The organism is Lentzea sp. NPDC060358 (assembly GCF_042725365.1).
In the GTDB taxonomy this organism is placed as follows: Bacteria; Actinomycetota; Actinomycetes; order Mycobacteriales; family Pseudonocardiaceae; genus Lentzea.
On the sequence record NZ_JBHXCW010000154.1, the window covers coordinates 1 to 18,816 of the forward strand.

An 18,816-nucleotide genomic window follows, 5' to 3' on the forward strand; every position below is an offset into this window, starting at 1 on the left:
GCCCGCGGCGGCGGCTTGGAGCACCAGCGGGCAGGGATCCGCTGGTGCCAAGGCCGGTGTGCTCGCGAACGTGAGCGGGATCGCCTGCAGCGCCGCCGGGGTGATCTCCTGGACGGCCGTCGCCGGAGCCACCGAGTACGACGTGTGGTGGAGCGCCAACAACGGGAACTTCACCGGTCCGATCCGCGTCAAGTCCGGCACCTCGTACGCCACCGGCAACGCGGGCGTGAAGCGCACTCAGGTGCAGGCGCTCGCCGGGACCACGTGGTCCAGTGCGGTGGTTCCCCGAAACTGCCCATAGGAATTCCCTCGATCGGCTGAACCTCGCCCACCGGGATTTGGGGTCAAATCAGCAGGTGGTGGCCCTGCGTAGCTGTCAAGGTGCCGAAAGTCCCTCATCACAAGGGGAAATCGGCGCCCGTCGGACGCTTGCGCGGCAGGTGAAGCTTCTCCAAGATTGTCGACGCGGCCCGCTGGGCCGAGGGGCGAAGCGATGAACCACCGGGCGAGTCTGGTCGCCGGTCCGGTGGGGAGCTAGAGGCGAGCCCACCGCCTGGGAGCAACAACTCTGGAGAGTTGCGCCATGCGTAGTCTGGGTCCGCGCCTCGAGGTCGCCGTGTCGTTGACGATCCTCATGCTCGGCGCGGCTGTCGTCGCGGCCATGCACCTCACGTGGCCGGAACCGCAGCGCCCCGCCATGGCGTACTCGGTGAGCAGCGGCGAGTCGGACATGCAGCAGCTCCAGCCGTTCGAGATCAACGACATCTCCGGCGCGCCGGTGGAGCTCACGCCGGGTGCCGAGGGGGAGCGCAAGGTGCGGCTCTCCAACCCCAACGCGGTCGACATCATCGTCGAGAGCCTGTCGGCGGTGCCCGGTCAGCCGCTCGACGCCACGCAGCAGCGCGTCGCCGGGTGCCCGGCCGGGGTGCTGACGGTCGTGCCGCTCACCGACGTCGTGGAGATCCCGGCGGGCGGGGCGGTCGAGGTGACCATGAAGGTCCAGGTGTCGAAGGACGTGCCGGCGGCGTGCGCCGAACTCGTCTTCCCGCTCACCTACTCGGGCCGGGCCAAGCACGGCTAGAAGTGCTTGAGCGCCTCTCGTCGTGACAGCGGGGACAGCTCGGGCCTCGCCTCCACGAACGACCGCACCCAGCCCGGTTCGGTCTTCGCGAACTCCCGCAGTGCCCACCCGATCCCCTTGCGCAGGAAGAAGTCCGGGTCGGCCGCGTTCGCGTCGATGCACGCCGTGAGCAGGTCGACGTCGGTCGCGTCCTTCGCGCCGAGCTGGCAGATCACCGACGTGCGCCGCCGCCACCGGTCCGCGTCGGCCGACCACTCCAGCACCAGCGGACGCACGACGCCGGGCGCGGAGCGCAGGAGCGGGCCGATCCGCTTCGACGCGATCTCGTCCACGTAGTCCCACCACGCGCCGGTCACGACCATCTCGTCGAACCACGGCAGCAGGTCGGCCGACTGGAACCGCCGGTCGCCGCTCAGCGCCAGTGCGACGTAGCGCTCCTCGCGGTAGGTCGCCTCGCGCCACAGCGTCTGCACCGCCTCGAGCCACTCGGCGCGGTCGTGCACCGGGGGCAGCGACTTCAGCAGCTCGGCGCGTCCCGGTTTTTGCACGCCGAGGAACGGCATGGCGGACTTCATGTACGCCTGCATCTCCTGCGCTTTGCGCGAATCGGCGCGCTCCTCGAGTCCGGCTCGAACGGCTTCGATCAAGGGAACCTCAAGTCTCACACCCAAACGGTATAGCCATAAGGAGTAGCCCTGTTGAGATTATTGGCCCCATTCGTGTCACAATCGCTAACGAATTCGCAAAGCATCCTTTGACCACGCACGGGTGTGAACAGAAAACGCGCGCGTTCCGGATACAGTTCGCGTTCATGCGCGTGCTCATGGTGGTGGCGGCGCTCGTGCTCGGCAGCATGGGTGCCACCAAGGCGGAGACGGTGGACTACCTGGATCTGCCGCTGGTCAACGGGAACGGCGAGGAACGGGGTGGCGTGCACCCCGACCTGCCGTACGACCGCGCCGCGCTCGAGCAGGCGTTGAAGTCGAACCGGGACAAGGGCATCTCGCCGGTCCGGTTCAAAGCGTTGTTGTGGCAGTACTGGATTGTGCGCGCCGCCGATGAAGCGGGCGTGCGGCTCGCCGACTGGGATCCGCAGGGCAGTGCCGACTCGAACCGTTCGACGATCTTCGGCGTGTACGACTTCTACGCGAAGTTGTACCTCACCCACCCGGAATCGCTGAGGTGGATGGGATTCGCGAACATCGGCGCGCCCGCGTTCGCCGCGGGCATGCTCGACTTCGGCACGGTGCCGGAACTGCGCTGGTTCTCGTCGATGCTGATGTCGATGCAGAAGCACATCTTCATGGACCTCGGCGCGATGCACGCCGCCTATCTGCACGGTGGCGTGCAGGCCGTGGAGGAACTGCGCGACGCGGGGATCATCGACCCGGGCACCACCGCGGCGTGGGCCGACCCGGCGCAGGCGGTGCTGGAGTTCTCGTCGCGCGAGCAGAACCTGGTGATCCCGGACCAGTTCGACCGGATGCGCTCGCGGCTGCTGCCGCCCGGCGAGGTCGTCACGTACGCGATCACCGTCGCCGGCCCGATGCCGGTGCCGGGCGGCAGGACGCCCGCGCGGTACCGGCCGCTGTTCGGGGGGCCGCTGCCCGCGTTCAACTACGCCGACCGCGAGGACCGCTGGGACTTCCTCAGCAACGACACGGTCCCGGCCTACGAGCGGTTGCCGGCCGACAGCGTGCGCAAGATCGTCACGAGGCCGTTCGCGGACCGCGTGGCCGAGTACCGCGCCACCGCCAGGCTGCTCGACCTGCTCAGCCCGTTCGGCGGCCGTGACGTGCCGTGACCGCGCGGATTCATTCGTCGTTCAGGGGTGGAAACGGATCAGTCGAAGTAGGCTGCTGACCATGACGCCGTACGACTACGACCTGATCGTCATCGGCTCTGGTCCTGGCGGCCAGAAAGCGGCGATCGCGGGTGCGAAACTGGGCAAGCGCGTGGCGGTCATCGACAAGCAGGAGATGATCGGCGGCGTGTGCGCCAACACGGGCACCATCCCGTCGAAGACGCTCCGCGAAGCCGTCATGTACCTGACGGGCATGAGCCAGCGCGAGCTGTACGGCGCGAGCTACCGCGTCAAGCAGGACATCACCATCAACGACCTGATGGCCCGCACGCAGCACGTGATCGGCCGCGAGGTCCAGGTCGTGCGCGCGCAGCTGCACCGCAACGGCATCGACCTGCTCAACGGGTTCGGACGGTTCGTCGACGAGCACACCGTTGCGGTGGAAGGGAACCACCGCAACGACCGGACGACGATCAGCGGTGAGTACATCGTGATCGCGACCGGCACGACCCCCGCGCGTCCGTCCGTCGTGGACTTCGACGAGGAGCGCATCCTCGACTCCGACGAGGTGTTCGCCCTCAACGAGATCCCGTCGTCGCTGGTCGTCGTCGGCGCCGGCGTGATCGGCATCGAGTACGCGTCGATGTTCGCCGCGCTGGGCAGCCGGGTGACGGTCGTCGAGCAGCGCGAGCGGATGCTCGACTTCTGCGACCCGGAGATCGTCGAGTCGCTGAAGTTCCACCTGCGCGACCTCGCCGTCACGTTCCGGTTCGACGAGAAGGTCGTCGACGTCTCGGTGTCGGAGTCCGGCACCATCACGACCCTGGCCTCCGGCAAGCGCATCCCGGCCGCCGCCGTCATGTACTCGGCGGGCCGCCAGGGCTGCACCGACCACCTGGACCTCGCCGCCGCCGGCCTCGAGGCCGACCGCCGCGGCCGCCTGTCCGTCGACGAGCACTACCGCACGCCCGTCGAGCACATCTACGCCGTCGGTGACGTGATCGGCTTCCCGGCGCTCGCCGCGACGTCGATGGACCAGGGCCGCCTCGCCGCCTACCACGCGTTCGGCGAGCCGGTGCACGAGCTGACCGCGTTGCAGCCCATCGGCATCTACACGATCCCGGAGATCTCCTACTGCGGTGCCACGGAAGCCGAGCTGACGTCGTCGGCGGTGCCCTACGAGGTCGGCATCTCGCGCTACCGCGAGCTGGCGCGCGGCCAGATCGTCGGTGACGCCTACGGCATGCTGAAGCTGCTCGTGTCCACTGTGGACCGCAAGATCCTCGGTGTGCACGTCTTCGGCACCGGTGCCACGGACCTCGTGCACATCGGCCAGGCCGTGATGGGCTGCGGCGGCACGGTCGACTACCTCGTGGACACGGTCTTCAACTACCCGACCCTGTCGGAGGCCTACAAGGTCGCGGCCCTGGACGCCACGAACAAGATCCGCGCCCTGGACCGCTTCACGACCCGCTGATCAGGACCGGGTGAGGCCGCCGTCGTGGGCCACGATGGCGGCCTGCACGCGGTTGGCGACCTCGAGCTTGGGCAGGATCCGGCTGATGTGCGCCTTCACCGTGCCGGTCGCCATGTAGAGCTGCTCGCCGATCTCGGTGTTGGACAGTCCCTCGCCGACCAGTTCCAGCACGGTGCGCTCGGTCTCGGTGAGCGCGTCGATCTTGCGGCGCGCGGCCGAGCCGTCGTCCGGTGCGGTCAGGTGGCGTTCGATCAGGCGCTTGGTGATCTGCGGGGCGAGGATCGGCTCGCCCGCGACGGCCTTGCGGACGGCGTTGATCAGGTCCTGGGGCGGGGTGTCCTTGAGCAGGAACCCCGTCGCGCCGACCTTGAGGGCCTGGGCGACGTAGGAGTCCTCGCCGAACGTCGTGAGCATGACGACGTTCGTGGTCTTGGCGATCTGCTCCGCGGCCTTGAGGCCGTCGCCGCCGGGCATCCGGATGTCCAGCAGGGCCACGTCGACGATGTGCCGAGCCGTCAGTTCCACGGCCTGCCTGCCGTCGTTCGCCTCGGCCACGACGGTGATCTCGGGGTCGTTCTCCAGGATCAGGCGGATGCCGGCGCGCATCAGGGTCTCGTCGTCGGCGATGAGAACTCGGATCACGCGGGCCAGACTACGGGCGTTCCTGTTCCTTCGCGTCCAGTTTGCCGTCCCGGAAGCACAGCTTGTAGACGAGCTCCGGGTTGTGCGAGGTCCGGAACCGGGAGCAGCCGTCCACCCCGAGCTGTCCCACCCCGAACTGCTCCATGACCTCGTCCTCCGAGGTGACGCCCACCTTCAGCGAGTCGAAGTACGGCGCGTTCATCTGCGTGGGGTTGAACAACGCGAACAGCAGCAGCACCGCCAGGGCGCCCGCGATGGGCAGCAGCGCCAGCAGTCCCAGGCAGCCGCCGCCCACCACCCGCGGCACCGTCAGGATCTCGGCCGCCGGCGGTGGCGGGACCTCCTGCACCTCCGCCACGGTCTGCTCGGACTGGGTCGCGGGGTGCAGCGGGACGTCCGCCGCGACGCGGAAACCGCCTTCCACCGGCGGTCCCGCGCTGAACGAGCCGCCGAGCAGGCCGACGCGTTCCTCCAGGCCGATCAGGCCCCGGCGGGTGCCCTTGCCGGGGGCCGAGTCCGACGGGCCGTTGAGGACCTGGATGCGGGCACGTCCGCCCTGGACGGCCACCTGCACGCGGGCCCGGGACGCGGGGGCGTGCTTGTGGACGTTCGTCAGGGCCTCGCGGACCATCCGGTGCACGGCCCGGCGGGTGCGCGGGTCGGCTCCGTGCAGGTCGTCGCCCGACCAGTCGAGGGAGACGGTCAGGCCCGCCGCGGCCGAGCTGTCCACGAGGGCGGCGATGTCGGAACGGGTGCCGGTGTCCTCGTCCAGGGACTCGGGTTCCGGGTTGGTGCGCAGGACGCCGAGGATCTCCCGCAGCTCCGCCATCGCGAGGGACGAGGTGGTGCGGATCAGCTCGGCCTGCTCGTGCAGCTGGGGCGCCTTGCTGGCGGTCGCGAGCTCCAAGGCGCCGGCGTGGATGGAGATCAGGCTCAGGCGGTGGCCGAGCATGTCGTGCATCTCGCCCGCGATGTGGGCGCGTTCGTCGGAACGGGCCGAGGTGGCGGTCAGGGCCCGCGCGCGTTCCAGGTACTCGTTGCGTTCCTGCAGGAGCCGGACCATCGGCCTGCGCCGGCCCAGCAGCATGCCCGAGACGGCGGGGAACAGCACGAAGAAGATCGCACCGGCGACCGCGCCGAAGATCGCCTCCCACAGCGGCATGGACCGGTAGCTCTCCTGGAGCTGGCTGAACCCTCCCTGCAGCACGACCATCACGCCGAGCAGCGCCCACAGCCTGCCCAGCGGGGTGATCCGGCGGCAGGCCGCGAAGACCACGAACATCGTGACGGCCTGCGCCCACAGGTTGTTGACCGCGAACAGCGGTGCCGTGAGCAGCAGCGCCCAGACCGGCTTGTGCGGCACCAGCCACACCAGCGCCGCGATCCACAGCGCGGTGCCGGCCGTCAGCAGCGGGTGGGGGACCGGGGCGAGCGGGGCGACCAGCGGCACCAGGCCGACCAGGAACGCCAACGCGGGCCGGACGAACCTCATCGGGCCAGCTCCTTCTTCGCGTCCAGCACGCCGTAGTCGTCGAAGCACAGCTCGAAGTCGATCTCGTCCGAGTCGCTCGCGTGGTAGCGGGAGCAGCCCGCGTTGTCGGAGGCGACGCCGAACCCGTACGTCTCGGTGATCTCCTCCTCGTGCACCACCGAGACCTGCAGGCCGTCGAACTCCTCCCTGCTCATCTCGCCGCGGCCGAAGACCGCGACGATCAGCAGCACGAACGCCGTGCCGATCGCCGGGACGACCGCGAGCGCGGCGAGGCAGCCGCCGCCGACCACGCGCGGCACGGTCAGGACCTCGGCCGTGATCGGGGGCGGCGCCTCCACGACGGTCCCCGTCACGCCCTTCTCCTCCTGCACCACCGGACGCGACGGCAGGTCGGCCACCACCCGGAACCCGCCCGCGGACGGGCGCGCGTCGAACGTGCCACCGATCAGCGCGACCCGTTCCTCCAGGCCGATGAGGCCGCGCCGGGTACCGGCACCACGCGGCTCGCCGCTCATGCCGTTGACCACCTCGACGCGCACGCGGTCGGCCACGTGCACCGAGACGCGCGTTCGTGCGGACGGCGCGTGCTTGTGCACGTTCGTGAGTGCTTCGCGCACGACCCGATGCACTGCTCTGCGCAGTCGTGGGTCGGCATCGGACAGATCGTCGCCCGTCCAGTCCAAGAGGACGGACACACCCGCGGCAGCAGACGCGGCCACGAGCCGTTCGACGTCCGCGCGCGTACCGGCGTCCTCGTCGGAGTCGGTCGACGTGCCGAGCACGCCGAGGATCTCGCGCAGTTCGTCCATCGCGACCACGGACGTCTTGCGGATCAGCTCGACCTGTTCCCGCAGCTCCGGTGCCTGTTCGGCGGCCGAGCGCTCCAGCGTGGCCGCGTGCGCGGTAAGCTGGCGGAGCCGGTGGCTGAGCATGTCGTGCATCTCGCTCGCGATGTGCGCGCGTGTCGCCGACCTCGCGGTGCTCGCGGTCAGTTCGCGGGCGTGCTCCAAGTAGTCGTTGCGCTCCATCAGGACCTGCGTCAACGGCTTGCGGCGCCCGATCAGCCACCCGGCGACGGCGGGGAAGACCAGCAGGAACACCACGGTGAACCCGGTGCCGAGCACGTACTCGAGCGGGTCGTCCCCCGCGCGCCACGAGTAGAGGGCGCCGAACGCCGACTGCAGCACCGCGGTGACGCCGATCAGCGCCCACAGCCTGCCCTGCGAGCGCACGGACCGGGCGGCGCGGAAGATCACGAGCGACGTCGGGGCGAGCGCGAGCAGGTTGTTGACCGCGTTCAGCGGAGCCGTGAGCACGATCGCCCACGTGGGCCGGCGCGCGCTCATCGGCACCAGAGCGGCCGCCCACACCGCGGACGCGACCACGAGCCACCACTGACCGGGTCTGCCCAGGGGCGCCACCAGCGTCACGAGCGCCAGCAGGAAGGCGGTGGCCATCCACAGCCCGTCGCGCACCTTCACGTTCACGCTGATCATCATGCGCGACGGTCCCATCGGGTCCCAGCGCCAGGTGGCCCGTTCGGGTGGACAGGTGGCCACAGTCTGTTGAGTGAGTTTGCATGACCGTGCATAATCATGCGTATGACAGTGAGGATCGCGGTCGCGGGCGCCAGCGGGTACGCGGGTGGCGAGCTGCTCCGCCTGCTACTGGGACATCCGGACGTCGAGATCGGCGCGCTGACAGCGCACAGCAGCGCCGGTGACCTGCTGCTCAAGCACCAGCCGCACCTCCTGCCGCTCGCGGACCGCCGCCTACAAGACACCACAGCCGAGACCCTCGCAGGGCACGACGTGGTGTTCCTCGCACTTCCGCACGGCCACTCGGCCGCCATCGCCGAGCAGCTCGGCGACAGCACGGTCGTGATCGACTGCGGCGCCGATCACCGCCTGACCAGCGCCGACGACTGGACGCGGTGGTACGGCGGGGAGCACGCCGGGTCGTGGCCGTACGGCCTGCCGGAGCTTCCCGGTCAGCGGGACGCGCTCGTCGGCGCCCGCCGCGTGGCCGTTCCCGGCTGCTACCCGACGGTGTCCTCGCTCGCCCTGGCGCCGGCCGTCGGCCTGATCGAGGACGAGGTGGTCGTCGTCGCCGTGTCCGGCACGTCCGGCGCGGGCAAGTCGCTCAAGACGACCCTGCTCGGCTCCGAGGTCATGGGCTCGGCCAGCGCCTACGGCGTCGGTGGTGCGCACCGCCACACGCCGGAGATCACCCAGAACCTGAGCGCCGCCGCGGGCCGCCCGATCAAGGTCAGCTTCACGCCGGTGCTCGCGCCGATGTCGCGGGGCATCCTCGCCACCTGCACGGCCCGGCTGAAGGACGGCTCCCACGTTCGCGAGGCCTACGAGAAGGCGTACGCGGACGAGCCGTTCGTGCACCTGCTGCCCGAGGGCTTCTGGCCGACGACGAACGCAGTGCTGGGCTCGAACGCCGTCCAGCTGCAGGTCGCCGTCGACTCCGACCTGGGCCGGCTCGTGGTCGTGGCCGCCGTCGACAACCTGGCCAAGGGCACCGCGGGTGCCGCCGTCCAGTGCATGAACCTCGCTCTCGGCCTGCCGGAAACGTCCGGCCTCTCGACCGTTGGAGTAGCTCCGTGAACCGCAGCAAGGGCGTCACCGGACCGAAGGGCTTCCGGGCCGCCGGGATCGCCGCCGGGATCAAGGAGTCCGGCGCGCCGGACCTCACGCTCGTCGTCAACGACGGGCCGTCCGACGCCGCCGCCGGCGTCTTCACCACGAACAAGGTGAAGGCCGCGCCGGTGTTGTGGTCGCAGCAGGTGGTCCAGTCGCGGCGACTGACCGCGGTCGTGCTCAACTCCGGCGGCGCCAACGCGTGCACCGGTCCCGAGGGCTTCCAGGACACGCACGCCACCGCCGAGAAGGTCGCCGAGGTGCTCGGCGCCGGTGCCGTCGACGTCGCGGTGTGCTCCACCGGCCTGATCGGCGAGCGCCTGCCGATGGACAAGGTCCTCGCGGGCGTCGAGAGCGCGGCGAAGGAGCTGGACTCGTCCGTCGAAGCCGGTCTCGCCGCCGCCACCGGCGTGATGACCACGGACAGCCGCCCGAAGCAGTCGTGGAAGGCCTCCGAGCAGGGCTGGTCGGTCGGCGGGTTCGTGAAGGGCGCGGGCATGCTCGCCCCGAACATGGCCACGATGCTGTCGGTCATCACGACCGACGCCGAGATCTCCGGCGAGCAGCTCGACAAGGCGTTGCGCCAGGCCACCTCGCGCACGTTCGACCGCCTCGACGTCGACGGCGGCACGTCCACCAACGACACCGTGCTCGTGCTGGCCTCCGGCGCCTCGGGCGTCGAGCCGTCGTTCGACGACTTCGCCGCGTTGCTGACCGAGGTCGCGGGCGACCTGGTCAAGCAGCTCCAGGGCGACGCCGAGGGCGTGACGAAGGAGATCAGCATCACGGTCAGGCAGGCCGCCACCGAGGCCGAGGCCGTCCACGTCGGACGGACGGTCGCCGAGGACAACCTCGTGAAGACCGCGCTGTTCGGCAGCGACCCGAACTGGGGCCGCATCGCGATGGCGCTGGGCCGCGCGGACGCCGAGATCGACCCGGACGTCCTGCAGATCCTGATCAACGGCGTGTCGTTGTACCGCAACGGCACGCGCGACCGCGACCGATCCGAGGCCGACCTGTCCGGCCGCGAGATCGAGATCGTCATCGACCTCAACGTCGGCGACGCCGAGGCCACCGTGCTCACCACGGACCTGTCCCACGACTACGTCGAAGAGAACAGCGCGTACTCCTCATGAACGCACAAGAGAAAGCGGCGGTCCTCGTCGAGGCGCTGCCGTGGCTGGAGCGCTTCCGCGGCGCGCTCGTCGTGGTCAAGTACGGCGGCAACGCCATGGTCGACGACGAGCTGAAGAAGGCGTTCGCCGAGGACATGGTGTTCCTGCGGCTGTGCGGCCTGCGCCCGGTCGTCGTGCACGGCGGCGGCCCGCAGATCAAGTCGATGCTCGACCGGCTCGGCATCCACAGCGAGTTCCGCGGCGGCCTGCGCGTCACCACGCCCGAGGCCATGGACGTCGTGCGGATGGTCCTGGTCGGGCAGGTCGGGCGCGAGCTCGTCGGCCTGATCAACCAGCACGGCCCCTACGCCGTCGGCATCTCCGGCGAGGACGCGCACCTGTTCACCGCCACCCGCCGGGGCGCGCTCGTGGACGGCGAGGAGGTCGACATCGGCCTCGTCGGCGACATCACCGAGGTCAACCCGGACGCGGTGCTCGACATCGTCCGCGCGGGCCGCATCCCGGTCGTGTCGTCGGTCGCGCCGGACATCCACGGCGTGCCGCACAACGTGAACGCGGACACGGCGGCCGGCGCTCTCGCGGTGGCCCTCGGTGCCGAGAAGCTCGTCGTGCTCACGGACGTCGAGGGCCTGTACTCGAACTGGCCCGACAAGTCGTCGCTGGTGGACCGGATCCGCGCCGCCGAGCTGGAGAAGATCCTGCCGGACCTGGAGAGCGGCATGGTGCCGAAGATGGAGGCCTGCCTGCGCGCGGTGCGCGGCGGCGTCCCGCAGGCGCACGTGATCGACGGCCGGCTGGCGCACAGCGTTCTGCTCGAAGTGTTCACCTCCGAAGGCGTGGGCACGATGGTGTTGGGGGACAACGAATGACCACTCGCTGGCAACAGTCCATGATGGACAACTACGGCACGCCGTCGTTGCAGCTCGAACGCGGTGAGGGCGCGCACGTCTGGGACGCCGACGGCAACCGGTACGTCGACCTGCTGACCGGTCTCGCGGTCAACGCCCTCGGCCACGCCCACCCGGCGATCGTCGAGGCCGTGTCCACGCAGATCGCGAAGCTCGGCCACACCGGCAACCTGTACGTCAACGAGCCCGCGCTCAAGCTCGCCGAACGCCTCCTCGACCTCGCGGGCGAGCCCGGCAAGGTCTTCTTCTGCAACTCCGGCGCCGAGGCCAACGAGGCCGCGCTCAAGATGGCCCGCCTCACCGGCCGCACCAAGGTCGTCTCCACGGTCGGCGGCTTCCACGGCCGCACGATGGGCGCGCTCACGCTGACCGGCCAGGAGCCCAAGCGCGCGCCGTTCGCACCGCTCGTGCCCGGCGTCTCGCACATCCCGTTCGGCGACGTCGCGGCGCTGGAGGCGGCGATCGACGACGACACCGCGGCGTTCATCGTCGAGCCGATCCAGGGTGAGCAGGGCGTCGTCGTCCCGCCCGCCGGTTACCTGCAGGAAGCCCGCCGGATCACCGCCGAGCACGGCGCGCTGTTCATCCTCGACGAGGTGCAGACCGGCATCGGCCGCCTCGGCTCGTGGTTCGCGTTCCAGCAGGCCGGGATCGTGCCGGACGTCATCACGCTCGCCAAGGGCATCGGCGGGGGCCTGCCGCTCGGCGCCACCATCGGCTTCGGCGCGGCGGCGGAGCTGTTCCAGCCGGGTCACCACGGCACGACGTACGGCGGCAACCCGGTGTGCTGCGCCGCCGGTCTCGCCGTGCTCGACACGATCGCCTCGGAAGGCCTGCTGGAGCACGCCTCGTCCGTGGGCAAGGAGATCGCCGCGGGCGTGGAGGCGTTGCACCACCCCGCGATCTCCGGAGTTCGGGGAGCCGGCCTGTTGCTCGGCATCACGCTGCGAGAGGCGGTCTCGGCGAAGGCCGCGGCGGCCGCGCAGAAGGCCGGTTACCTGATCAACCCGATCCAGCCCGACGTGCTGCGGCTCGCCCCGCCGCTCGTGCTGGAGACCTCCGACGCGCAGGCCTTCGTCGCCGCGCTCCCCACCTTCTTCGAGGAGACGCCGTGAGCCCGAGGCACTTCCTGCGCGACGACAGCCTGAACACCGACGAGCAGTCCGCGGTCCTCGACCTCGCCGACGCCTACAAGGCCGACCGGTTCACCGCGAAGCCGCTGGCCGGCCCCAAGTCCGTCGCCGTGATCTTCGAGAAGAACTCGACGCGCACCCGCCTGTCGTTCGAGGTCGGCATCGCGCAGCTCGGCGGCAACCCGGTGATCATCGACGGCCGCTCGATGCAGCTCGGCCGCGAGGAGACCATCGAGGACACCTCGCGGATCCTGTCCGGCTACGTCGACGCCGTGGTGTGGCGGACGTTCGCGCAGGCCCGCATCGACGCGATGGCGTCCGTCTCGCGCATCCCGGTCGTCAACGCGCTGACCGACGAGTTCCACCCGTGCCAGGTGCTCGCCGACCTGCAGACGATCCGCCGCCGCTACGGCAAGCTCGCCGGGCTGACGCTCACCTACCTGGGCGACGGCTCCAACAACATGGCGCACTCGCTGCTGCTGGGCGGCGCCACGGCCGGCATGCACATCCGCATCGGCGCGCCCGCCGGGTTCGTGCCGAACCCGCAGTTCCTGGAGGACGCGAAGAAGCGCGCCGCGGAGACCGGCGGCTCGGTGGCGCTGATCAGCGACCCGCGCGGGTCGGTCGACGGCTCGGACGTGCTGGTCACCGACACGTGGACGTCGATGGGCCAGGAGAACGACGGCAAGGACCGCGTCGGCCCGTTCCGCCCGTACCAGGTGAACGAGTCGCTGCTGGCGGCGACCGGCAAGCCGGACTCCACCGTGCTGCACTGCCTCCCGGCCCACCGCGGCTGGGAGATCACCGACGACGTGCTCGACGGCCCGCAGTCGCTCGTGTGGCAGGAAGCCGAGAACCGCCTGCACGCGCAGAAGGCGCTCCTCGTGTGGTTGCTGGAGCAGTCGTCATGACCCGCACCGCACGTCAGGGCCGCATCGTCGAGATGGTCAGCCAGCTCGTCATCCGCAGCCAGTCCGAGCTCGCGAAGCTCCTCGCCGCCGAGGGCATCGACGTCACCCAGGCCACGCTCTCGCGCGACCTGGACGAGCTCGGCGCGGTCAAGCTGCGCGGCCCCGACGGCGGCGCGCCGATCTACGTGATCCCCGAGGACGGCAGCCCCGTCCGCGGTGTCCAGGGCGGCACGACCCGGCTCGCGCGCGTGCTCGGCGAGCTGCTGGTCTCGACGGACTCGTCGGCCAACCTCGCCGTCCTGCGCACTCCGCCCGGCGCGGCGCAGTTCCTGGCCTCCGCGCTCGACCGGGCCGCGTTGCACGAGGTCGTCGGCACGATCGCGGGCGACGACACGATCCTCGTCGTGGCCCGCGAACCGATGACCGGCGCCGAGCTCGCCGACCGGATCGCCGCGCTGTCCTCGGGTTCGGTCGATGAATGAGCCCGTGCACGCCGTCCTGACGTTCGACGCGGGTGTGGTCGTGGCGGTGGACGGCGAGACCGTCTCCGTCGCCGAGGCCGCCCGCGAGCTCAACTTCCGCGCGGGCGTGGTCCGCTCCAGCCTCGGATCGGTCGCGGTCCGGGTCGCGCGGATGGCCCTGCCGTCGGGCTGCGGTCAGGTCGACGTCGCGCTGTACGAGGGGCGCGTCGTCGGGCTGGTGGCCCGTTCGGAAGAATCGCTGTACGACTTCGCTAGCTGAAAGTTGCGTCTGATGAGTTCTTTGTGGGGTGGCCGGTTCGAGTCGGGACCGGCCGAGGCGATGGCGCGGTTGTCGCTGTCGACGCACTTCGACTGGCGGCTGGCGCCGTACGACATCGCCGGTTCGCGCGCGCACGCCCGCGTGCTGCACGCCGCGGGTCTGCTGACCGACGACGAGCTGGCCGGCATGCAGAAGGCGCTCGACGAGCTGCTCGCCGACGTCGAGTCGGGCGCCTTCACCCCGGTGCTGGAGGACGAGGACGTCCACACGGCCCTGGAACGCGGCCTGATCGACCGCGCCGGCACCGAGCTGGGCGGCAAGCTGCGCGCCGGCCGGTCCCGCAACGACCAGGTGGCGACGCTCTTCCGCATGTGGCTGCGCGACGCGGCCCGCCGGGTCGCCGCCGGTGTGCTCGACGTGGTCGACGCGCTGGCCGCGCAGTCCGAGACGCACTTCGGCGCCGTGATGCCGGGCCGCACGCACCTGCAGTCCGCGCAGCCCGTGCTGCTGTCGCACCACCTCCTCGCGCACGCCCACGCGTTGCTGCGCGACGTCGACCGCCTGCACGACTGGGACAAGCGCGCCGGGTTCTCCCCGTACGGCTCGGGTGCGCTCGCCGGGTCCTCGCTGGGCCTCGACCCCGCGAAGGTGGCCGCCGACCTGGGCTTCTACGCGCCGGTCGAGAACTCCATCGACGGCACCGCCTCGCGCGACTTCGCCGCCGAGATCGCGTTCGTGCTGGCCATGATCAGCGTGAACCTCTCGCGCGTCGCCGAGGAGGTCATCATCTGGACCACCGCCGAGTTCCGCTTCGCGGTGCTCGACGACGCGTGGTCCACCGGCAGCTCGATCATGCCGCAGAAGAAGAACCCGGACGTCGCGGAGCTCGCGCGCGGCAAGTCCGGCCGCCTGATCGGCAACCTGGCGGGCCTGCTCGCGACGTTGAAGGCGCAGCCGCTCGCCTACAACCGCGACCTGCAGGAGGACAAGGAACCGCTGTTCGACGGCGTCGAGCAGCTCGAGCTCCTGCTGCCCGCGTTCGCCGGCATGGTCGCGACGCTGAAGTTCGACGTCGCGCGGATGGCCTCGCTCGCCCCCGCCGGCTTCACGCTGGCGACGGACATCGCGGAGTGGCTGGTGCGCCAGGGCGTCCCGTTCCGCGTGGCCCACGAGGCCGCCGGTGCGTGCGTGCGCGCGGCGGAGACCCGTGGCGTCGGCCTGGAGGACCTGACCGACGAGGAGTTCGCCGCCATCTCGCCGTCGCTGACGCCCGAGGTCCGGTCCGTGCTCACGGTCGAGGGCTCGATCGCGTCGCGCAACGCCCACGGCGGCACGGCACCCGACCGCGTCCGCGAACAGCTGGACGCCCTCGTCGCGAAGGCCGCCGCCGCGCGTGAGTTCTAGGCTGCTGACCGAGGAGGAGCTGGCCGTCGACCCCGTCGACGCGTCCCGGCTCCTCCTCGGCTCGTTCCTGGAGGCGGGCGACGTGCGGGTGCGCATCGTCGAGGTGGAGGCCTACCGGGGCGGCGACGACCCGGCGTCGCACTGCTACCGCGGCAAGACCCCGCGCAACGAGGTGATGTTCGGTCCGGCCGGGCATCTCTACGTCTACTTCGTCTACGGCATGCACTTCTGCGCCAACGTCGTGTCGCTGACCGACGGCGTTCCGGGGGCCGTGCTGCTGCGCGCGGCCGAAGTCGTCTCCGGCGAAGACGTCGCGTTCTCCCGGCGGCCCACCTCGCGTTCCGCCGCCGAACTGGCCAAGGGACCCGCACGGCTGTGCAAGGTCCTCGGGCTCGACCGGTCGCAGAACGGCGTGGACCTCACCTCCGCCGACTCGCCGGTGCGGCTGTACGCGGGGGAGCCGGTGACGGAGGTGTTCTCCGGGCCGCGCGTCGGTGTCGCCGTGGCGATGGACGTGCCGTGGCGGTTCTGGATCGACTCCCCGGCCGTGTCGACGTACAAGCGCGGCGGGAAGCGGCGCCCCCGGTCAGCGTGACAGCCGGTCCAGCGCCGCCTTGAACTCCCGCTCCAGCTCCGGGTCCACCTCGAACACCAGCGGCACGGTCATGCTGATCTGCTCGCCGGCCGTCAGCCGTTCGACCAGCGTGCCCGCCACCTCGCGCAGGTCACGCGCGACGTCGTGCATCGCCCGCAGCTGCTGGTCCGCGAACTGCGCCTGGACGCGCGCCGCCGCGCGGGCGTTCTCGTCGGCGTAACTGGTGCCGTGGATGCCGCGGGCCCAGTCGAGGATCTCGTCGAACGTCCGCACGAACAGCTCACCGAGGTGCACGATGCGGTCGGGGTCGCCCGGCACGCCCGGCCCGCCGAACGCGGCCTCCTGCGTCCGCGCCGTGAACACCGTGTCGACCGCGACCTTGATGATCTCGCCCAGCAGCACGTTGCGGTCCCGGATCAGGGTGATACCGCTGCCGTGCTCCACGGTGCCGTTGCGCGGCGCGTACCGCAGGAAGTGCTCCCGGTACTTCTGCTCCAGAGCGGAAAGCCCTTGCGCCACCACGGTGACGTAGAGCAGGTACTCCCAGCCGCGCGGCTTCTCCCGCGCCAGCGCGGCCACCGACTGCGGCGTGATCGGGGTGGAGGGCGTGAACTCGGCGCGGTGCTGCGCGAGCTTCTGCACCACGGCGTCGGCGATCGTCTCCGGCGGGTGCACGCGCAGGTCCAGGTAACCCACGTGCGGGGAGAGCCCGGGGACCGGCGTGTCGTCGAGCCGGATCGGCAGCACGTACTCCGTGTGCTGTTCCAGCGCCTGCCCGAGAGCGGTCCTGCTCTGCAGCCTCGACCACTTGTCGACGTAGTGCCGCGAGCTGAAGAGCAGCACGTACCTCGCGCGAGTGCTGAACGCCTTCGAGAAGTACTCGACCAGGTCGAGCCCCCACATCTCGGTCTCGCGCTCGGGGCTGTGGAAGACCTCGACGCCCGCCGCCTTCAGCAGCGCGACGACGGGGAGGACCTGGTCGTGGTCCTCCCCGGCACAGGACAGGGCGACGTCGAACTCGTACTCGGCCACCCCGCCATTCTTTACGGCCTGACCGTCCTGCGGTACCAGGCCCGCCGGTAGCCGGAGGGCAGCGCGATCCGCGTGATCAGGTTGGTCAGCAGCGCACCGATGACCAGCCACAGGATGGCGGCCAGGCCCTCGTTGAGCAGCGTCGCCACGGCGGCGTTGTCCGGGGTGAACAGGCCGTCCAGGCCGAGCGTGATGCCGTCCGCCCAGCCCGACACGAACTGGAAGAACCCGTTGCCGGTGTTCGCGCCGGCGATCACCAGGAAGATGTGCACCAACAGCACGATGGCGAACATCCAGCACACGACGTCGATGACCGCGCAGACGGTCCGCACCGTCCGCACCCGGCGGTAGTCGGCGTCACGTTCGACGACCTCTTCGACCACCGGCTCGTTCACCCGCGGCATGTGCGGTTCGTTCACGCGCGGCATGCGTTCAGTGGGCCGCCGTAACTCCGCATCACGTGGATCCGTCATGCCCACGTGCGTACCCGTACGCGTACCAGGTCGAAACCTGTTGGACCAGGTAGGAGACAATCGGTGCCGTGAGCGAGCACATCCTTGACGAACTGTCCTGGCGCGGCCTGATCGCGACGTCCACCGACCTCGAAGCACTCCGCAAGGACCTGGACGCCGGCCCGCTCACCCTCTATTGCGGGTTCGACCCGACGGCGCCGTCGCTGCACGCCGGCAACCTGGTCCCGCTGCTGATGCTCAAGCGCTTCCAGATGGCGGGCCACCGGCCGATCGTGCTGGCCGGCGGCGCCACGGGCATGATCGGCGACCCGCGCGACACCGGCGAGCGCACGCTCAACTCGCTCGACACCGTCGCCGAGTGGGCCGGGCGCATCCGCGGACAGCTGGAGCGGTTCGTCGAGTTCGACGACTCGCCCACGGGCGCGGTCGTCGAGAACAACCTCAACTGGACCGGCCAGGTCACCGCGCTCGAGTTCCTGCGCGACGTCGGCAAGCACTTCTCGATCAACGTCATGCTGTCGCGCGAGACGGTCAAGCGCCGGCTCGAGACCGACGGCATGTCCTACACCGAGTTCAGCTACCTGCTGCTGCAGTCCAACGACTACCTGGAGCTGCACCGCAAGTACGGCACGGCGCTGCAGGTCGGCGGCTCCGACCAGTGGGGCAACATCGTCGGCGGCGTGGACCTGATCCGGCGCGTCGAGGGCAAGCACGTGCACGCCCTGACCGCACCGCTGGTCACCGACGCCGAGGGGCGGAAGTTCGGCAAGTCCACCGGCGGCGGCAACGTGTGGCTCGACCCGGAGATGACGTCGCCGTACGCCTGGTACCAGTACTTCGTGAACGTCGGTGACGCCGACGTGCTCCGCTACCTGCGCCTGTTCACGTTCCTGTCCCGGGAGGAGCTCGACGAGCTCGAGAAGCAGACCGCGGAGGCGCCGCACCAGCGGGCCGCGCAGAAGCGGCTCGCGCAGGAGTTCACCGACCTGGTGCACGGCGAGCGGGCCACGCAGCAGGTCATCCTCGCGTCGGCGGCGCTGTTCGGCCGCGGCGAGCTGCGCGACCTCGACCTGAGGACGCTCGCGAACGCGCTGGCCGAGGCGCCGACCGGTGAGGTGCGGCTGGCCGACTCGCCGACGATCCTCGACCTGCTCGTCGTGACCGGCCTGGCCGACAGCCGGGGCGCTGCCCGGCGCACGGTGAAGGAGGGCGGCGCGTACGTGAACAACGTGAAGGTCACCGACGAGGAGTGGGTGCCGTCCGCGGACGACCTGCTCCACGGCGAGTGGCTGGTGCTCCGTCGCGGCAAGCGCAACAACGCCGGCGTGCACGTCCGCGT

The 18,816-nt window shown here is 70.5% G+C and carries 20 protein-coding genes; 14 read left to right on the forward strand and 6 right to left on the reverse strand.

All coding sequences use genetic code 11. The features are described 5' to 3' along the window. Together ACFWGZ_RS27495 and ACFWGZ_RS27500 are read left to right on the forward strand one after the other, a co-directional pair. The coding region (locus tag ACFWGZ_RS27495; RefSeq protein WP_382454469.1) for a hypothetical protein at positions 1 to 301 on the forward strand (301 nt) is incomplete at its 5' end. A 282-nt stretch (positions 302 to 583) separates the two neighbouring features. Then, a complete protein-coding gene (locus tag ACFWGZ_RS27500; RefSeq protein WP_382454470.1) occupies positions 584 to 1,081 on the forward strand; it encodes a hypothetical protein in 498 nt (165 codons plus the stop codon). Here the strand turns inward: ACFWGZ_RS27500 and ACFWGZ_RS27505 are convergent. Next, complete coding sequence (locus ACFWGZ_RS27505; protein WP_382454471.1) at positions 1,078 to 1,746, reverse strand: DNA alkylation repair protein; 669 nt, start codon at positions 1,744 to 1,746, stop codon at positions 1,078 to 1,080. The two genes, ACFWGZ_RS27500 and ACFWGZ_RS27505, sit on opposite strands and share 4 nt — an antisense overlap. Before the next feature lie 146 nt (positions 1,747 to 1,892). Here ACFWGZ_RS27505 and ACFWGZ_RS27510 point away from each other — a divergent pair, with 146 nt between their 5' ends. Together ACFWGZ_RS27510 and sthA are read left to right on the forward strand one after the other, a co-directional pair. After that, positions 1,893 to 2,885: a hypothetical protein gene (locus ACFWGZ_RS27510; protein ID WP_382454472.1), complete on the forward strand. Its 993-nt coding sequence runs from the start codon at positions 1,893 to 1,895 to the stop codon at positions 2,883 to 2,885. 61 nt (positions 2,886 to 2,946) lie between these two features. After that, entirely contained in the window at positions 2,947 to 4,362 is a 1,416-nt protein-coding gene (gene sthA / locus ACFWGZ_RS27515; protein ID WP_382454473.1) for a Si-specific NAD(P)(+) transhydrogenase, read from the forward strand. Here sthA and ACFWGZ_RS27520 read toward each other — a convergent pair whose 3' ends face one another. Genes ACFWGZ_RS27520 through ACFWGZ_RS27530 form a run of 3 tightly spaced genes read right to left on the reverse strand, consistent with a single transcriptional unit; the run spans position 4,363 to position 7,983 of the window. Continuing rightward, positions 4,363 to 5,004: a response regulator gene (locus tag ACFWGZ_RS27520; RefSeq protein WP_382454474.1), complete on the reverse strand. Its 642-nt coding sequence runs from the start codon at positions 5,002 to 5,004 to the stop codon at positions 4,363 to 4,365. A 10-nt stretch (positions 5,005 to 5,014) separates the two neighbouring features. After that, positions 5,015 to 6,496, reverse strand: coding sequence for a sensor histidine kinase (locus ACFWGZ_RS27525; RefSeq protein ID WP_382454475.1), 1,482 nt, complete (start codon positions 6,494 to 6,496; stop codon positions 5,015 to 5,017). Then, positions 6,493 to 7,983 (reverse strand): sensor histidine kinase, encoded by a 1,491-nt coding sequence (locus ACFWGZ_RS27530; protein ID WP_382454476.1) that lies wholly within the window; start codon positions 7,981 to 7,983, stop codon positions 6,493 to 6,495. The genes ACFWGZ_RS27525 and ACFWGZ_RS27530 overlap by 4 nt, the downstream gene beginning before the upstream one ends. Before the next feature lie 114 nt (positions 7,984 to 8,097). Between ACFWGZ_RS27530 and argC the strand changes: the two genes are divergently transcribed. Genes argC through ACFWGZ_RS27575 form a run of 9 tightly spaced genes read left to right on the forward strand, consistent with a single transcriptional unit; the run spans position 8,098 to position 15,972 of the window. Then, entirely contained in the window at positions 8,098 to 9,111 is a 1,014-nt protein-coding gene (gene argC / locus ACFWGZ_RS27535) for an N-acetyl-gamma-glutamyl-phosphate reductase (RefSeq protein ID WP_382454477.1), read from the forward strand. After that, positions 9,108 to 10,280, forward strand: coding sequence for a bifunctional glutamate N-acetyltransferase/amino-acid acetyltransferase ArgJ (gene argJ / locus ACFWGZ_RS27540; protein ID WP_382454478.1), 1,173 nt, complete (start codon positions 9,108 to 9,110; stop codon positions 10,278 to 10,280). Before argC ends, argJ begins: the two co-directional genes overlap by 4 nt. Continuing rightward, complete coding sequence (gene argB / locus ACFWGZ_RS27545) at positions 10,277 to 11,149, forward strand: acetylglutamate kinase (RefSeq protein WP_382454479.1); 873 nt, start codon at positions 10,277 to 10,279, stop codon at positions 11,147 to 11,149. Before argJ ends, argB begins: the two co-directional genes overlap by 4 nt. Then, positions 11,146 to 12,303 carry an acetylornithine transaminase gene (locus tag ACFWGZ_RS27550; RefSeq protein ID WP_382454480.1) on the forward strand — a complete coding sequence of 386 codons (1,158 nt, stop codon included), beginning with the start codon at positions 11,146 to 11,148 and terminating at the stop codon, positions 12,301 to 12,303. The genes argB and ACFWGZ_RS27550 overlap by 4 nt, the downstream gene beginning before the upstream one ends. Further along, entirely contained in the window at positions 12,300 to 13,232 is a 933-nt protein-coding gene (gene argF, locus ACFWGZ_RS27555; RefSeq protein WP_382454481.1) for an ornithine carbamoyltransferase, read from the forward strand. The genes ACFWGZ_RS27550 and argF overlap by 4 nt, the downstream gene beginning before the upstream one ends. Further along, positions 13,229 to 13,714, forward strand: coding sequence for an arginine repressor (locus ACFWGZ_RS27560; protein WP_382454482.1), 486 nt, complete (start codon positions 13,229 to 13,231; stop codon positions 13,712 to 13,714). The genes argF and ACFWGZ_RS27560 overlap by 4 nt, the downstream gene beginning before the upstream one ends. Continuing rightward, complete coding sequence (locus ACFWGZ_RS27565) at positions 13,707 to 13,973, forward strand: argininosuccinate synthase (protein ID WP_382454483.1); 267 nt, start codon at positions 13,707 to 13,709, stop codon at positions 13,971 to 13,973. The genes ACFWGZ_RS27560 and ACFWGZ_RS27565 overlap by 8 nt, the downstream gene beginning before the upstream one ends. 12 nt (positions 13,974 to 13,985) lie before the next feature. Further along, the gene (argH, locus tag ACFWGZ_RS27570; RefSeq protein ID WP_382454484.1) at positions 13,986 to 15,377 is read left to right on the forward strand and encodes an argininosuccinate lyase; all 1,392 of its coding nucleotides are present in this window, start codon (positions 13,986 to 13,988) and stop codon (positions 15,375 to 15,377) included. Then, positions 15,367 to 15,972, forward strand: a complete 606-nt coding sequence (locus ACFWGZ_RS27575; protein WP_382454485.1) for a DNA-3-methyladenine glycosylase — start codon at positions 15,367 to 15,369, stop codon at positions 15,970 to 15,972. The genes argH and ACFWGZ_RS27575 overlap by 11 nt, the downstream gene beginning before the upstream one ends. Here the strand turns inward: ACFWGZ_RS27575 and ACFWGZ_RS27580 are convergent. Beyond that, positions 15,964 to 17,004 carry a toll/interleukin-1 receptor domain-containing protein gene (locus tag ACFWGZ_RS27580; protein ID WP_382454486.1) on the reverse strand — a complete coding sequence of 347 codons (1,041 nt, stop codon included), beginning with the start codon at positions 17,002 to 17,004 and terminating at the stop codon, positions 15,964 to 15,966. The two genes, ACFWGZ_RS27575 and ACFWGZ_RS27580, sit on opposite strands and share 9 nt — an antisense overlap. An 11-nt stretch (positions 17,005 to 17,015) precedes the next feature. Next, positions 17,016 to 17,432 (reverse strand): hypothetical protein, encoded by a 417-nt coding sequence (locus ACFWGZ_RS27585; protein WP_382454487.1) that lies wholly within the window; start codon positions 17,430 to 17,432, stop codon positions 17,016 to 17,018. Between the two features lie 113 nt (positions 17,433 to 17,545). On the opposite strand from ACFWGZ_RS27585, the gene tyrS reads away from it, so the two are divergent. After that, a partial coding sequence (gene tyrS / locus ACFWGZ_RS27590; protein ID WP_382454488.1) for a tyrosine--tRNA ligase occupies positions 17,546 to 18,816 on the forward strand: 1,271 nt, incomplete at its 3' end.